Source organism: Aminobacterium thunnarium (assembly GCF_055390565.1).
Genome location: NZ_AP042412.1, coordinates 837021 through 852627, shown reverse-complemented (window position 1 = coordinate 852627; position 15607 = coordinate 837021). Strand labels below are relative to the sequence as shown.

The 15607-nt window shown below is 40.6% G+C and carries 16 protein-coding genes; all 16 read right to left on the bottom strand.

The window, feature by feature from the left end; genetic code table 11:
• Window positions 1-6: 6 nt before the first annotated feature.
• Entirely contained in the window at window positions 7-330 is a 324-nt protein-coding gene (locus ACZ5GY_RS04180) for a hypothetical protein (protein ID WP_213691494.1), read from the bottom strand.
• Window positions 327-2849 (bottom strand): ferrous iron transport protein B, encoded by a 2523-nt coding sequence (gene feoB, locus ACZ5GY_RS04175; RefSeq protein WP_464112032.1) that lies wholly within the window; start codon window positions 2847-2849, stop codon window positions 327-329. Before feoB ends, ACZ5GY_RS04180 begins: the two co-directional genes overlap by 4 nt.
• Window positions 2849-3073: a FeoA family protein gene (locus ACZ5GY_RS04170; protein ID WP_464112031.1), complete on the bottom strand. Its 225-nt coding sequence runs from the start codon at window positions 3071-3073 to the stop codon at window positions 2849-2851. The genes feoB and ACZ5GY_RS04170 overlap by 1 nt, the downstream gene beginning before the upstream one ends.
• A complete protein-coding gene (locus tag ACZ5GY_RS04165) occupies window positions 3070-3582 on the bottom strand; it encodes a flavodoxin (protein ID WP_213691492.1) in 513 nt (170 codons plus the stop codon). Before ACZ5GY_RS04165 ends, ACZ5GY_RS04170 begins: the two co-directional genes overlap by 4 nt.
• A 12-nt stretch (window positions 3583-3594) precedes the next feature.
• The gene (locus tag ACZ5GY_RS04160; RefSeq protein ID WP_323401564.1) at window positions 3595-3975 is read right to left on the bottom strand and encodes a DUF2023 family protein; all 381 of its coding nucleotides are present in this window, start codon (window positions 3973-3975) and stop codon (window positions 3595-3597) included.
• A gap of 160 nt (window positions 3976-4135) precedes the next feature.
• Complete coding sequence (gene tpiA / locus ACZ5GY_RS04155) at window positions 4136-4948, bottom strand: triose-phosphate isomerase (protein ID WP_213691491.1); 813 nt, start codon at window positions 4946-4948, stop codon at window positions 4136-4138.
• A gap of 80 nt (window positions 4949-5028) precedes the next feature.
• Complete coding sequence (locus ACZ5GY_RS04150) at window positions 5029-6219, bottom strand: phosphoglycerate kinase (protein WP_464112030.1); 1191 nt, start codon at window positions 6217-6219, stop codon at window positions 5029-5031.
• A gap of 3 nt (window positions 6220-6222) precedes the next feature.
• Window positions 6223-7242, bottom strand: coding sequence for a type I glyceraldehyde-3-phosphate dehydrogenase (gap, locus tag ACZ5GY_RS04145; RefSeq protein WP_213691489.1), 1020 nt, complete (start codon window positions 7240-7242; stop codon window positions 6223-6225).
• Between the two features lie 59 nt (window positions 7243-7301).
• Window positions 7302-8195 (bottom strand): DNA-binding protein WhiA, encoded by an 894-nt coding sequence (gene whiA / locus ACZ5GY_RS04140; RefSeq protein WP_213691488.1) that lies wholly within the window; start codon window positions 8193-8195, stop codon window positions 7302-7304.
• Window positions 8196-8202: 7 nt separating this feature from the next.
• Window positions 8203-9324: a gluconeogenesis factor YvcK family protein gene (locus tag ACZ5GY_RS04135; RefSeq protein WP_213691487.1), complete on the bottom strand. Its 1122-nt coding sequence runs from the start codon at window positions 9322-9324 to the stop codon at window positions 8203-8205.
• Window positions 9324-10214, bottom strand: a complete 891-nt coding sequence (gene rapZ, locus ACZ5GY_RS04130; protein ID WP_213691486.1) for an RNase adapter RapZ — start codon at window positions 10212-10214, stop codon at window positions 9324-9326. Before rapZ ends, ACZ5GY_RS04135 begins: the two co-directional genes overlap by 1 nt.
• Entirely contained in the window at window positions 10198-11019 is an 822-nt protein-coding gene (locus ACZ5GY_RS04125) for a MogA/MoaB family molybdenum cofactor biosynthesis protein (protein ID WP_213695305.1), read from the bottom strand. The genes rapZ and ACZ5GY_RS04125 overlap by 17 nt, the downstream gene beginning before the upstream one ends.
• Window positions 11016-11507, bottom strand: a complete 492-nt coding sequence (gene moaC, locus ACZ5GY_RS04120) for a cyclic pyranopterin monophosphate synthase MoaC (RefSeq protein WP_213691484.1) — start codon at window positions 11505-11507, stop codon at window positions 11016-11018. The genes ACZ5GY_RS04125 and moaC overlap by 4 nt, the downstream gene beginning before the upstream one ends.
• 6 nt (window positions 11508-11513) lie before the next feature.
• Complete coding sequence (moaA, locus tag ACZ5GY_RS04115; protein WP_464112029.1) at window positions 11514-12491, bottom strand: GTP 3',8-cyclase MoaA; 978 nt, start codon at window positions 12489-12491, stop codon at window positions 11514-11516.
• Window positions 12479-14383, bottom strand: a complete 1905-nt coding sequence (locus ACZ5GY_RS04110; protein WP_464112028.1) for a substrate-binding domain-containing protein — start codon at window positions 14381-14383, stop codon at window positions 12479-12481. Before ACZ5GY_RS04110 ends, moaA begins: the two co-directional genes overlap by 13 nt.
• Entirely contained in the window at window positions 14377-15603 is a 1227-nt protein-coding gene (locus ACZ5GY_RS04105; protein WP_213695302.1) for a molybdopterin molybdotransferase MoeA, read from the bottom strand. Before ACZ5GY_RS04105 ends, ACZ5GY_RS04110 begins: the two co-directional genes overlap by 7 nt.
• Window positions 15604-15607: the final 4 nt, after the last annotated feature.

The window sequence follows — 15607 nt, the reverse complement described above, 5'->3', positions numbered from 1 at the left end:
CTCTCGTTACTCTTTAATGTCTTCACCTTTTATTTCTACAACATGACCAGGACCTGCATTAAAGATAACAATAAATGGGACCTCTGGTTTTTCAAAAGTAAACTCGCTGAGTTCATCCATTTTTCCTTCAACGAGAACTTTATCATTGGTATCCTTCACAGCCATTTCGACCCCAGATGCAGATGATCCGTCAGAAAAACCACCTTCACATGTAATAGTTCCATCTCCATTGAGGTAACAATAACATAGAGGGGTATGTGCAAAGGCTACTGATCCGAGAACAAAAACACTTACTGCTAAAAGCACGCCTAATACTAATTTCCGTTTCATAGGTTGGCCACCTCCTTTCCTTTTAAAGTTTTTTCGTCTATATCTGTCTCAACGACAGATCCTTTTACTTTGCCCAACAAAAATGCAGTAACTAATGCAATTGCATAAAAGACAAACATCCCTTGTGTTCCAGACAACCCAAGCCAGGTTCCACCGCTATAAACTAAAGTCGCTAATGTCATTCCAAGAAGGATAGGATATCCTAAGGCTATAAATGCCCATTTCCAGCCTCCAGCTTCTATCTTAACCATAATTAATGTTGCAATGCACGGAGGATACATGGCCATAAAAATCATTAAAGCTAGGGCGTGAAGGGGGGTAAATCCCTTTTCCTGTTCTTTCATACGCTGCGCGAGAGTCTGACCATCTTCTTTCTGTTGGTAGAGAACACCTAACGTTGCCACACTACTCTCTTTCGCCGCCAACGAACTTAAAAGAGCTACATTAACTTTCCAGTTAAATCCTGCAAATCGAGTTACAGGTTCTAAAAACTTTCCGGCCATACCAAGGAAACTTCCATGTAATGTCTCGTCACGCAAATCCATAAGCAACAATGCTCTCTCTCGCTTCATAACCTTAAAAGCTTTGTTTAAGGCTCTGCCATCTTTACCTTTTGCATTGAGTAAGGGATAAACATCACTGTACCGTTCTGCAAATCGCTGTTCAAATTTTTCTCTTCTCTCGTCAGAAGCCTTAAAGAGAGCTCGTTTTTGATTTTTGTAACGTTCCTCAATAACAAGATAACGAGTTATATCTTTATCTCTCTTAAATTGAGAAGCAAAAGGAGTATTTTGGATTTTACTTGTAAAAACATTTTTTATCTGTTCTGCTCTTTTCTGGTAAGTGTTTATTCGTTCTTCACCAACAGAGGGATAATTTGTAAGGAAAAAAACAGCAACAGCAACAATCATGATAATCGTGAGAACCTTCCTTACAAAAAGCCACGTTCTTTCTATAGAACGCATAAGAACACCGCGGATAGTCGGAATATGATATGGGGGCATCTCCAGAACGAAGGGAGAACTTGGTCTATTCTTTAAAAGCGTCAATGTCAATATTTTGGCAACGGAAAGAGCCAATATAATTGTTATTGTCGAGATAAAAAACATTGCTAACGCTTTTTCTTTAGCAAAATAGATGCTAATCAGAAGCGTATATAAAGGAACTTTAGCTAAACAATTCATCAGAGGAACAATAAGGATTGTGGCTAAACGAGCCTTTTCATCGGCAATAACACGTGTTGCCATTACTCCAGGAACAGCACAGCCTCCAACAAATACTCCCCCCAAGATAAGAGGTAACGTAGACTGCCCATGCAATCCAAAACGTCTGAAAAGCTTATCGAGAATAAAGGCCATTCTCGGCATATATCCTACGTCTTCAAGAATCGCTATCAATGCGAAAAGAATTAAAAATATAGGAATATAAATGAGCACAGAATTAATACTTGTGATGACATTCAACACAAGAGATCTAATTAATGGCTCCCTTAAGAATGTTCCTATGGGAAGAAACTTTTCTATAGCATTACGGAATCCTTCCAACAAGGGCACCATATAGTTAGTCAATTCATACCCTCCAACAATGGAGAGCTCGTATAGAAGATAAATAATGCCAGCCAAAATAAGAGGCCCCCAAATTCGGCTGCAAACCAATCTGTCAATACGATCAGTTAACGTTACAGAAACTTCTTTTGTTTTTACAACACATCGCTTCTCTATTTTTTGAGCAGCAAGATGGCGTCTGAATGCAATAAATCCTCGAGGTGTGTCATCATATTTCCTCTCAAACTCAGAGCAAATTTTGCTAACATAATTTCTTACATCTTCTGGATTTTTAAAGTTGCTCGAAACTAACTTTTGCGCTACTTCATCTTCCTCAAATAGCTTTATTGACAACCATCGAAGAGGGACCTTACTCTCTTCAATTTGTGATTGCAGTAATTTCGCAGACAAATCAGTAATATATGATTCCAAGTCTCCATAATCCACAATATGTAAATGTTCATGATCCAAATTTGAATCAAAAGCTTTAATAACGCCATCTTTTAGTTCATTTTTTCCCCGCCCCTTACTACCTACTGTTGTAATAACTGGAAGATGCAAGTTTTTTGAAAGGGCGTCAGCATCAACTTTGAGTCCTCTTTTTTCAGCGACATCCACCATGTTAAGAGCAATTAAAAGAGGGGCCCCCAGTTCCAACAATTGAAAAGTAAGGTAAAGATGCCGTTTTAAATTTGAAGCATCCATAACATTTACGACTAAAGACGGTGACTGATCAATTATAAAATCTCTCGTTATACGCTCTTCTTCAGAATATGAAGAGAGGCTATAAGTACCGGGCAAGTCTGTAAGTGAAATCTTTTTCTCTTGCCATGAAAATGCTCCCGTTTTTATAGATACAGTTGCACCTGGGTAATTAGCAACAAACTGCCTTCCACCTGTAAGCATGTTAAAAATTGTTGATTTTCCACTATTCGGCTGGCCTGCTAAAGCAACATGCATCTTTTCATGACCCATTATTTCTCTACCTCCACAAACCTTGCCTCATCATGCCGAATAGTTACGTGATGTCCATCTACTTTTATCTCCACAGGATCAACAAGAGGAGCATTACGGATAACAAAAACTTCAACACCAGGAAAAAAGCCAAGATCCATTAATCGCTGTCCTATTACACCACGAGCTCTGTTTTTATGAATTACTCCATGCTCGCCAGGCTTCATCTCATCCAATGTAATCATGCCACCAAGACCTGATACAAATGCTCTACCCACTCTTGAATTCTCTTTTCTGTAAGATCGGGTTGATTATCTTCATCTATTGCCAAGCCTACAAATTCACCTTGTATAGCAGCCTTAGAAACATTAAAGCCATAACTCTCAACAGAACATCCAGAAGAAAGAATAGCTACCCCTTTCTTAGAAAGTCTTTCGTATATTGTTCCCATACCATCAACAAAAGTATCAGAAAAGCCACACTGATCACCAAGTCCGAATAGAGCCACTGGGGTATTTTTAAAATCAAAAGTATCTATTTCATCAATAAAACTAAGCCAATCATCTTGAAGGTCTCCATATCCCCATGTAGGAGTGCCTAAAATAAGAAAATCGTATTCTTCCATATCTTCCTTTCTGGCTTCAGCCACATTTTTCAAGACGACATCATCTTTTCTCTTAAGCAAAGAAGCTATCTGTTCCGCCACTTCTTCTGTATGCCCAGTGGAAGTTCCATAAAAAATGCCTATTCGCATAACCTACTCCTCCTAACCTATAAGCTCGTCTCGATCTTCTTTTAACTGTAAATACCTTTTACATTGAAGAACTCTATCGTATCCAAGCATCGTTCCTAAAATAAAATCCTCTTCGTCTGTGTAATCACGCAACGAAACTTTATTGATCTTACGCACGACATCGATACATACTTGGTGACCAAAAAACACATTAATTTTATGGTCATTTACGGGGTATATAACGTATGGGATATTCTGATTCTGAAGACGGCGCACTATCTCTTGTTCATACCCTCTCGACGTTGTATGAAGAATAAGAGCCCGCAAGCCTTTTACATATTCATAGAGATGATGAGCAAAAATTTCATCTACCTGATAACACTGTGGCAAACATGTAATGTTTGGAAGAGGCAACTAAAACATCTCCTTAATGTTTTATATATCAAACAATGGGGATTATACTTTAATATGTTTTATATGTCAAACTTATAAAGGGGATGGGGATAATAAAAGAAGCTCGGGGTTTCCCCTGAGCTTCTTCCCTGATTGCTGATCTTATTTTATGAGCTTTGTTTTAACCTCTATGAAGGGATTGATGAATAATATCTAGCATTGATGAAGCAGAAAGAGATGCTCCACCAATAAGGGCTCCATCAATATCTGGCTGATCTAAAAGATTAGCCACATTTGCTGCTTTGACACTCCCACCATAAAGAATATGAATATCCCTATGGCATTCCATTTCATCGTCAATTCCACTTATTTCTGCAAGTAACTCTCTTGCAAAAAGACAAGCTTCTTCAGCATTTTCCGGACTTGCCGTTCTTCCTGTTCCAATAGCCCAAACAGGTTCATAGGCCCAAATTGTTTTTTTAATCTCTTCGGGAGATAGACCTTCGGCTGCACTCTGAATCTGTCGTCTGAATACATCAAAAGTCATATCTTTTTCTCTCTCTTTAAGGGTTTCCCCGAAACAAAGCACAGGACATAGATTATGACCAAGAGCTGCTTTTAATTTTTTATGAACAATCTCATCTGTTTCTCCCATGATGTGTCGCCGTTCACTATGACCAATAATGACATGGCTGCACCCTACTTCCTTAAGCATGGGGAAAGAAATCTCACCAGTAAAGGCACCCTTTTCTTCATAGAAGGCATTTTGTCCGCCTAAGCATATCCCATCGTTCTCTCCTTGTGTAAGAACACTTGCACCTGTTTGCAACAAGGTGAATGGAGGGAAAATACAAATCTCAAGAAAATTTCTATGTATTTGATCACAAATAACAGCATCCTCACAAATTTTCTCAGAGAGTTCCGTAAAAAACTTTTTCGTTTCTATGATCGTATTATTCATTTTCCAGTTGCCATAAAGATATATTTTCTTCACAGAAAAATGTTCCTCCTTTCAAAAAAAGACGGGAGCTTACGCATCCCGTCTCTATAAAACTATAGCGTCACAACTTTTCTCTATTTTATTAAAAGTAGCTCAATGCCTGGTAATACTTTTCCTTCACAAAACTCTAAGCTAGCTCCACCGCCAGTAGATACATGCGTAACCTTCTCTGCAAAACCTAATTTTTTAACGGCAGACGCCGTATCTCCTCCACCTACTACGGTAATTCCGCCATTTTCTGTACACTTTTCAACCGCTTTTGCCACAAGGCGGGTCCCCTCTGCCAAAGTCGGATTTTCAAAAACACCCATAGGACCATTCCAAAGAACAGTTTTGGCTTTTTCAATATAGCTAGCAAAAAGAGCAGCTGTTTTTGTTCCTATATCTAACCCCATATCTGCAAAAGAAATATCGTCTACCGAAACTTCTTTTCGCGGAAGTTCACTCTCTAAAGACTCCGCCACCGCTGTGTCAACTGGCAAAACGATGTCGACTCCCATCTCTTTTGCTTTTGTGAGCATTTGCTGTGCAAAATCAGCCTTATCTTCTTCGTATAAGGATTTACCAATCCCCTTGCCTTGAACAGCCAAGAAAGTATATGCCATTCCTCCACCAATAAGAATTGCGGAAGCTTTTTCAAGAAGATGGTCGATAACTCCTATTTTGTCAGAAACTTTTGCTCCTCCCAAAATGAGGACAAAAGGTTTTTCAGGAGTTTCGCTCACTGTACTGAGCATCTCTATTTCACGAGTTATCAAATTGCCCGCAAATGAAGGAAGATACTCCATTACCCCTCTTGTTGAAGCATGTGCTCTATGCGATGCGCTAAAAGCATCCATAACAAAGACATCAAAGGGGGCAGCAAGCTCTTTTGCAAAATCGAGATTGTTCTTTTCCTCTTCTGGATAAAATCTAATATTTTCCAAAAGTACGACACTGCCTTTAGGAGCAGAATCAATAGCTTTCTGCACATTTTCTCCGATGGAATCATTAACGAAGATAACGGGACAATTCAATATCTCTTTTACATTCTTTACTATATGCATAAGAGACAGGCTTTCAACTTTTTTGCCTTTAGGACGTCCTAAATGAGAGACAAGCGTTGCTTTTGCTCCCCACTCAAAAAGCTGTCGAATTGTGTTCACGTGTGCCCTGATTCGTGTTGTGTCAGAAACTACTCCCTCTTTTAAGGGAACATTGAAGTCAACACGAAGAAGAACATTTTTCCCCTCAACATCCTGACGAGAAAATTCTCGCAACTTCATTTTTTACAGCCCTTTCTTAATCATATAATTGACAAGGTCAATACAACGGCACGTATATCCCCACTCGTTATCATACCAAGCTAAAATTTTAACCATATTGCCTATAGACATTGTATGGCGAGCTGCAAAAATAGAAGAGTGTTCATCTCCGATAAAATCTGAGGAAACAAGGTCATCCTCTTCGTAAACAACGTATTTTTTCATATCACTTGTTGCGCGTTTTTTAACGGCTTCATTGATTTCCTGAGCTGAAGCTTCTTTCTTAAGCTCAGCAACAAGGTCAACAACTGATACATCAGGTGTCGGCACTCGCAAAGCAATGCCATTCAATTTCCCCTTGAGTTCGGGAATAACCAACCCTATAGCCTTTGCTGCACCTGTTGATGTAGGAACCATAGAAAGAGCTGCTGCACGTCCTCGATGTAATTTTTTATGTGAAGAATCCATAAGCTTCTGATCGTTTGTATAAGAATGAGTTGTTGTCATAAGGCCACGTTCTATACCAAACTCTTCGTTCAATATTCTGGCCACTGGAGCAAGGCAGTTTGTTGTGCATGATGCGTTAGAAACGACATGATCTTTTGCGGGGTTATATTGTTCTTCATTAACACCCATAACAAATGTTGGAATTCCATCGCCACTGCCAGGAGCTGTTATAACAACTTTTTTCGCTCCTGCTTTTATATGATTCTGAGCGCCTTCAAGATCTTTGTAAACTCCAGAAGACTCGATAACAATATCTACGCCAAGATCTCCCCAATTAAAATCTGCAGGATCTTTAATTGCTAAAACCTTAACTGTGTCACCGTTAACAATAAGGTTATCTCCATCAACCTCGACTTCGCCAGGAAAACGACGATGGATAGAATCATATTTGAACATATAGGCTCGTTGCTCGGGTGTAGTACGGCTATTTGTTGCAACTATTTCAAAAAGACCCTCCTTGTCATATTGATACATCGCCCGCAAGGCGAGTCTCCCTATACGGCCAAATCCATTAATTGCTACTCGAACCTTTTTCATCTTACAGCACCCTTTCTATACATTCATTGTATTTAAATGTTATATTCCACTTTACAGTATTATATACCGTGCGGTAATTGTTCAGCCATTGTCTTCAATTTTTGCCAACGATATTTAACAGTACTTTTACTGACTGGTTTAGATAACATCTGACCCAATTCAGTCAATGTTGCGCTAGGATATTGCATGCGAACTTCAATAAGCTCTCTCAATGTTTCAGGCAACGTATTTAAAATTCTTTCATTCTGGAAAACCTTTGCTATTTCAAGTTGCCATTCCGCAGCTTCCAATGTCTTCCGAATATTTGATGCGTCACAATTCACGAGTCTATTTGCTTTATCGCGCATTGCCCGAACGATAGCCTTTTCTTCCAATTTCAGAGAGGTATCAAACAACTTATAGTGACTTAAAAGTGTTACGATCTTTTCCTGATCGCGTAAAAGTAGCTCATACTGACCATCTACAATACGTTTTCCTACAGGGAATTGATTATTTTTCAATATGGACAAAACCAATTCCATTATTTTATAAAACCTGAAACGAAAAGCTAAGTAATAACCTGTCTTAGGAACATACAAAGAGCCACAATTGCCCCAAACACCTCTCATCCATTGCCAATCGCTCTTTTTCCTTGCATTTTCTCCCCAAAAGATAACTTCTTTCATAATAGGCTGAGGAATCCGAAGTGTTACGCTTCCACGAAAATTAGCAGGGACATTAAGCATCGATGATAAATCAAGTCTTTTTCCCCAACGTGATGACGCCCAAATTCTTCTAAGCCGCCTAAAGACCCAAAGTCTTCGTCCAGAAAGAACAAACCTGCCCTGCGACATAGTTTCGGGATACACCGTCAAAAGCCCCCAAAGGATTCCTGCCGTCTCAGAATCTATATCAGTACTAGACAATGGAGAGAAAACCCATTCATCCCACATTATTTCACTCAAGGTTTTCATAGCATTATTACACTTCTTTCATATCTCTACATATTCGCATCAGCGTCTCGGAGAGCGCCTGACTATCATGACGTACAACCGATCCCTCGTAGACCTTTACGTAATTGCTTTCTATTATCTGGCAGTTTTTTTCAAGCAGTATCTCTCTTTGAGAATCATCCAAATATAACGGGATAGCCCCTTCTTTCAAATATGCCTCTAAAAAAGGTGCAGGAATGGAACCATTGTTAACAACGATAAAATTAGGAGCGATTCCAAGTATCTTTTCGATCCATTCCACATGTTCCACTACGTTCATACCATCGGTTTCTCCAGGCTGAGACATTAAATTAGCAACATACACTCTGGGCAAAGGCGATTCTTGTATTTTCTGTGCTATTTTGGGAAGCAACAGATTCGGTAAAACACTTGTGAAAAGACTACCTGGCCCTAAAACGATAAGATCCCCTTCATCAATAGCTCTAATTACATCAGGTAATGGCTGGGGATCGGAGGGTTCAAGCCATATTCGTTTAACCTTTTGACCACATCTGCACGATGATATTTCTAATTCTCCTCGAAGAAGTTGACCATCTTCTATCTCTGCAACAAGAGAGACCGCTTCTGTGGTTACAGGTAAAACTCTGCCTCTGATAGCAAGAAGATGGTTCATTTCCTCGACAGCAAGACGAAAATCTCCCGATATTTCAGTTACAGCAAGCAAGATAAGGTTTCCAAGACTATGACCGGAAAGATCGCCCCGATCAAAGCGGAAATCAAGTATATTCCGAAGGGCATTATCGTTTTCAGCTAAAGCGACAATACAGTTTCGAACATCACCAGGAGGGAGAACTCCCCATTCTTGGCGTAAGCGCCCAGAACTCCCGCCTTCATCAGTTACAGTAACTACTGCTGTGATATTACGAGTAAAAGATTTTAATCCTTTAAGAAGAGTAGAAAGACCAGTTCCTCCTCCTAAAGCAACAATATGAGGTCCCATAGAAAGTCGATACTCTACTACCCTCGCCATAACATCAGTTTTGACAGGGGATGAGCGTAGAAACCCTGGCCATCTATCCTTCCAAGAAAGAACAAAAATCGTTAAAAAAGCAGTAAGTAATCCTAAAAAATATGCTACGCGCCAATCCATTACTCTCGCACCTGACTCCGATTTATATCTCTATGACGAATTGTGCATCGTACATTCTGTTCCTTAAAATGCTTTGCGAGCCATTCGACCGTCGCCACTGAACGATGTTGCCCTCCAGTACAGCCCACGGCTATATGAAACGGTGATTTTCCCGAAGCCAAATAAACGGGAATAAGAAAATCAAAAAACTCGTAACAACGAGTTAAAAAAAGCTGTGTTTCATCTGAAGATAAAATATAGCTTTGTACATTTAAATCTTTACCGTTGAGCGGACGCAGATGGGGGACATAGTGTGGATTGACTAAAAAGCGAACGTCCAATACAAAATCACTATCTTGGGGAATTCCGTATTTAAATCCAAAAGAAGAAAAAACGACAGAAGATGATGCTTCAGTCCGAATAAATTCAGAAATAAGTCGTTCTTTAAGCTCTCGGATAGAGAGTCCAGATGTGTCAAGAACTACATCAGCATACTCTCTGACAGGGGCCAACAAAATACGTTCACGTTGAATTCCTTCTAATATAGGGATATGATCCCCCAATGGGTGACGACGACGTGTCGTTTCGAAACGGCGAACAAGGCTCTCATTCGATGAATCCAAAAAAAGCACCTGAACTAAGGAGATAGATCTCTTTAAAGCATCCACAATAGAAAATAGATCGTTCAAAAGACGTTCTCCACGAATATCCACGACAGCAACTAGTCCTTCTTGCACTGCTCCACGATGTTGCGACAACAACCCCATAAGCTGAGGAAGCAATGCCGGAGGAATATTATCAATCGCAAAAAAACCCTGATCTTCAAGAATATTTAAGGCCGTAGATTTTCCAGCCCCAGACATTCCCGTAATAATAAGACAGCGCTGAACGCTATTATTTTTTATGTCCACATTCTTTCTCCCAATCCCGAAGAATTTCAACCCCATGCCGTATTACAGGCGCCACAGCTTCGAAACACTCTTCTGCCCCCGTTTGGCTTCCTGGTACAGCTATGATCAAGCTTTTCTTTCTCGTAACAGCCAGTCCCCGAGAAAGGATAGAACGAGGAGTGTAATAGACAGTGCGACTTCTCATAAATTCACCTATCCCTGGAATTATCTTATCAGCAATAGATTCCAGAGCTTCTGGAGTAACATCTCGACTAGAAAGACCTGTTCCGCCAGTGACAAGAATGACATGCAAATCTGCTTCGTCCACCCATTTACACAACAATTTTTCAATTTCACTCTGCTCGTCAGGGAGTATATATTGTTTCTCAACAATCCCCCCAATACGAGAGACAGCCTTTGCCAAAGCCGGACCGGCAGTATCTTCTCGCAACCCCTGACTGGCCTTATCGCTTACTGTCAAAATTCCAACATGAAGTGGTTTCCACATTTGGATATCTGAAGAGACAGAGATAAAGCCTCCCTGCTGAACAGAAAGCTTCCATAGAGAAGGAGCCTCTTCTGCATCTACACGCAAAATAACGTCACTTTCCGAGAAAGCAAGAATGTTACCCACTTCCAAATCCTGGTCAAGAGAAGCCCTCAGGACAAAGGCCGCTCCTTGAATCTCAGGAAGCAATCCAGGCTTTGTTATGAGAATATCTGACATATTTCCATTTATTGAAGATGAGCCGTCAGCACGCATATTGACATAGCATATCCCGTACTCTCTATGATCATCTTTGTTAAGAATTCCAAGAAGTTTCATTCATGTTCCCCCTCTGGCGAGTGATAATCGCCACTTTTGCCTCCACTTTTTCGAAGCAATCGAATATTATGTATTATCATGCCTTTATCAATACCCTTACACATATCGTAAACAGTTAGAGCTGCCACCATCACTCCCGTCAATGCTTCCATCTCTACTCCCGTTACTTCTTTTGCAGCAACAACGGATGTTATCTTTACTTGACTTTCTTCAGCGATCAGTTCGCAATGAACATCCACCTTGTTAAGACTTATATTATGGCAAAGAGGAATAAGATCTGACGTTTTCTTAACAGCCATAATACCAGCAATTTCTGCTATTTTCAGTACGTCTCCCTTTTCTGTCGTTCCAGCAATAAGAGCATCTCGTATCGTAGAAGGTAAAAGAACGACTCCCTCTGCACGTGCTTCCCTCAATGTGACTTTTTTACCTCCCACGTCAACCATGCGAGGATGACCAAATTCATCAAGATGAGAAAAAGTCTTCATTGTCCATTACCCTCCAATCCTAAACATATGCTCTTTTCCAGATTCTATATCAAGCCAACGACGAGGTTTTTGCCGAATGGCTTTAATAATACCTTGTCGTGTATTCTCTTCATCTCTGGAACGCAATGCATCCCGTATTTCAACTCCTTTGCCACTAAAAAGGCACGGCAAAACTTCTCCTTCCGATGTAATGCGAAGACGGTTACAAGAAGCACAAAAATGATGAGACACGGCAGCAATAATACCTAAACGTTGTCCGGTAGCTTCATTGATTAAATATCGGGCAGGCCCTGCGTTAATAGCTTCTTCTGACGCTTCCTCTCTCCAAAGTTCAGATTCCGGAAGAGATTGTATAATATCATCTGCTGATATAAAACGTTCCTTGCTCCATACCCCACCATCAAGAGGCATAAACTCTATAAGGCGAAGTAAAAGGTTTTCTTTTAATGCAAAAGCCAGAAGCTCTGTAATCTCATGATCATTTATCCCTCGCATTAAAACAGTATTGAGTTTAACTTTAGTTTTAGAACGTCCAGCTACAGATTGTATTCCTTGTATTACCTCGCTAAGACTTCCAGTACATGTTATCATCTTGAATCGTTCGGGATTTAACGTATCAAGACTAATATTGATACTCTCCAGATTTAAAGAAAGTAAATCTTCTGCTAAAGGAGCTAATAATGATCCATTGGTTGTCAAAGAGAGTGTCATTGATGGGAACATCTCTCTTACTTTTTTAAGGAAAAGGGTAAAATCTTTTCTAACTAGAGGCTCCCCCCCAGTAAATCTGATTTTTTGAGCTCCCATATCTTTCAAAACATGGCATAAGAAGAGTAAGTCTTCGTATCGAAGAATACGCCCATGGTCTATCCATGATACTCCATCTTTAGGCATGCAATATTGACACCTGAAATTGCAACGATCCGTCACAGAAATTCGAATATAATGTAAGATCCTTCCAAAGGGATCTTTTAAGAGTTCCATCGATAGCCTCCCAGCTCTTCTACCTGCAGTTTCCATTGGGAATCATGTAGAGCATCGAGGAGAGCCAAGAGACAAGGGTGATTTTCATATTCCGCAGGATAGACTAATTCATACGGTTCTTCTGTTATGGGGATAAAATCAAGGTTCAAAGCATCAGCAGCAGCTTTTATCCCCAAAGCCACATCAGCAACTCCAGCTGCAATACGATTTGCAGCATCAAAATGAGTCGTTGCTTGAATAGTATATCCATTAATTTCCTTCGTTTTCATTCCATTCTCCCTCAAGAGGGCATCGAGAAGGACGCGAGTTCCTGCACCTGGCTGACGATTAATAAAACGTGCCTGTTTTTCTGCAATATCTTTGATATCAAAAATTTCAAGTGGATTCCCCTTCTTCACAAGTAACCCCTGTTGTCGGAAAAAGAGCAAACGTCGTATCCACGTTTTCCCCTGAGAGAGTTTTTCTATATATGAATCATTATATGTTCCATTTTCAGGATCAAGAAGGTGACATGCAGCAATATGACATTCCCCTCTCGATAAAGCGGAGAGCCCTCCGAGACTACCAACAGAACGATATACAAGTTCTCCCCCTCGTCTTCGAATATATGAACCCAAGCGTTCGAAAGCTGGGTCGTTAGATCCTTGAAAGAGAAGACGACGATTCCAATCTATTTTGCGAGTTAACCAAACTACTAGTTCAGTTCCAATTGGACACTCTGCCACAGACCGAGATAATAAAACAAAACCATCAGCTTCAGACATAGCCCACATTGTACTCGATCCAGAAGAAAGAGGAAAAAATTTTTTCTTTCCATGCAAAGATACAGCCTTGACCCGAAGCCATTCGTTACGACCTGGAACAGATGAGCATGGCGCAAGGAGTTCCATTATCTCTTCTTTTGCGTTTAGGGCTTCTTTAAGCACTATGTTTTCATCAAAATCGCCCTCTGATAAGAGCTTAAGAAGAGGATAAACAAGAGACCAAGCAACCACTGCAGTTGACATGGGAAATCCTGGCAAATCAATAATAGGTGTCCCCTTCACATTTGCAGCCATTGCCGGTCTGCCAGGTTTCATTAGTAACCAATGGAAAAGCATCTTTCCTTCTTCAGATAAAATTTGAGACGTGTAATCTTTCTTTCCTTTTGCCGATCCTGCACCAATAAGAATGAGATCGTACTTTTCAACGTTTTGAAGAACAGTGTCACGAATAATTTTCGGATCGTCAGGTAGAGGTTCCACAATATCAAGAGGAAACCCCCAACGATAAAAATACCCTTTCAGCATTGTTGAATTGCTTTCGACAACTCTACCTGAGACAGCACCCTTTCTGAGCCAATCTACACCAGAGACAATCTCATCTCCAGTAGGAATAAAAAGAGTTTTAGGCACATCCCATACGGGAACAGACGAATACCCGGCAGCAAGAAAAAGCGCTGCTAACGGCGGAGAGATATAATCTCCCTCTCGAGCAATAATCTGTCCAGAAGCCACATCTTCTCCAACGGGACGTATGTTATCTCCAGTTGAGAGCGTTTTGTAGACTACTAGATTTTTATCTTCTAATGACGAATCTTCAATCATGAGAACTCCATCATATTGAAGAGGAACTTCCGCACCCGTATTAACCCATTCGTACTCACTCTGTGCGAGATGAACGGGCGTAGCTATACTCGCGGTAGCGGTTTTTTTCGTGGCCAGGGCATAACCATCCACAGCAGAAGCACTGAAATGAGGAACGTTTCTTCTTGAACAAATATCTTCGGCTAATATGTAATTCGTACAAACATCGACAGATAAGTCTCGCTTTCTCTTTATTCGAGAAAAAGTTTCTTTTAGAATCGACCATGCTTCTTCCATGGGGATGTGCTCTTTCCAATCCTTTACCATGGTATAAATTCCACCTTCTCTCCTCGCCGTACTGTTTCTACACTTTCATCTAATCGTATAAGTCCGCTGGATTCCTTTAAGATTCCAACATAGCCAGATTTTGCAGATAAAGGAGCTACTGAAGAATTAGTAAGAATAGCCGGATAAAACTTTTCGATGCCGGTAGAACCTATAATATCGGTTGTCGTTTCTAAAAGAAATGAGCTTTGCTGTATCTGAGTACCTATAAGTCGATTCAGAAGGGGAAGAAGTAAGACCTTTGCTGCAACCATACAAGAAAGGGGATGGCCAGGAAGCCCCATAACCAGTTTCCTCTCTTGAAGCGACCCAGCTATCAAGACTGGTTTGCCAGGGCTCATCCGCACGCCACGCACAATTAGTCCTGGGTCAGGGAGTGTTTCTAATATTTCCGAACAATAATCTCTGACACTTACAGAAGAACCTCCGCTAACAAGAAGGACATCAAATGAATTTAGGGCTTCATGGATAGCCTTTTCAAGGTCGCCTTTTTTATCTTTTATTATTCCTAATCGCGAAACATGAAAACCCTGAACGGAGAGTAACCCCCATAATGCCCAACTGTTAACATCTCTAATGCACCCTGGAGGGAGATTGGGTGAAGAAATATCTACAATTTCGTCACCTGTACTTAAAATGCCTATTCTAAGTTCAAGACAAGGTACTGATATTTGCCCCATAGTCGCCAATATACCCAAATTTTTAAAGGATACGAGGTCTCCACGAGACAAAACCTTTTCTCCCGTCCGTAGTTCTTCTCCCTTAAAAATCACATGTTCTCCTTGCTGTGCTGCCTTGCGTACTTCTACCCATGGTCCGCTCTCTGCCGTATATTCAAGCATAACAACGCTATCAGCTCCCTCAGGAAGAATTCCACCTGTGTGAATAATCATTGCCTCGCCAGCATGAAGGGGCCGAAACGGAAGTTGCCCCATAGGAATTTCTCCCACAAGCTTTAAATAAACGGGAGAGGAAGAAGAAGCGCCTGAAATATCTTCGCTTTGTACAGCGTAACCATCTCTTAAACTTCGCGTATACGGAGGAGAGACAACAGTGGAAAAAATATCTTTGGCTACGATATTTCCCAAAGAGGTTTGAACGTCTTTGTAGCTAAAAGAAAGGTCCCACGGAAAACGTAGGACCTCTGAAACTCTACTAATACTCTCGAAGCGATTCGATAGATCTGTTACAAAACCTGACATATCG

Bases quoted from the DNA above. Each gene is read 5' to 3' on its own strand.
- ACZ5GY_RS04170 (WP_464112031.1), bottom strand. From the start codon at position 3,073: ATGATTACATTGGATGAGATGAAGCCTGGCGAGCATGGAGTAATTCAT.
- ACZ5GY_RS04125 (WP_213695305.1), bottom strand. From the start codon at position 11,019: ATGAAACTTCTTGGAATTCTTAACAAAGATGATCATAGAGAGTACGGG.
- moaA (WP_464112029.1), bottom strand. From the start codon at position 12,491: ATGGAACTCTTAAAAGATCCCTTTGGAAGGATCTTACATTATATTCGA.
- ACZ5GY_RS04110 (WP_464112028.1), bottom strand. From the start codon at position 14,383: ATGGTAAAGGATTGGAAAGAGCACATCCCCATGGAAGAAGCATGGTCG.
- gap (WP_213691489.1), bottom strand. From the start codon at position 7,242: ATGAAAAAGGTTCGAGTAGCAATTAATGGATTTGGCCGTATAGGGAGA.
- ACZ5GY_RS04135 (WP_213691487.1), bottom strand. From the start codon at position 9,324: ATGGATTGGCGCGTAGCATATTTTTTAGGATTACTTACTGCTTTTTTA.
- feoB (WP_464112032.1), bottom strand. From the start codon at position 2,849: ATGGGTCATGAAAAGATGCATGTTGCTTTAGCAGGCCAGCCGAATAGT.
- ACZ5GY_RS04150 (WP_464112030.1), bottom strand. From the start codon at position 6,219: ATGAAGTTGCGAGAATTTTCTCGTCAGGATGTTGAGGGGAAAAATGTT.
- ACZ5GY_RS04105 (WP_213695302.1), bottom strand. From the start codon at position 15,603: ATGTCAGGTTTTGTAACAGATCTATCGAATCGCTTCGAGAGTATTAGT.
- ACZ5GY_RS04180 (WP_213691494.1), bottom strand. From the start codon at position 330: ATGAAACGGAAATTAGTATTAGGCGTGCTTTTAGCAGTAAGTGTTTTT.
- moaC (WP_213691484.1), bottom strand. From the start codon at position 11,507: ATGAAGACTTTTTCTCATCTTGATGAATTTGGTCATCCTCGCATGGTT.
- whiA (WP_213691488.1), bottom strand. From the start codon at position 8,195: ATGAAAACCTTGAGTGAAATAATGTGGGATGAATGGGTTTTCTCTCCA.
- ACZ5GY_RS04165 (WP_213691492.1), bottom strand. From the start codon at position 3,582: ATGCGAATAGGCATTTTTTATGGAACTTCCACTGGGCATACAGAAGAA.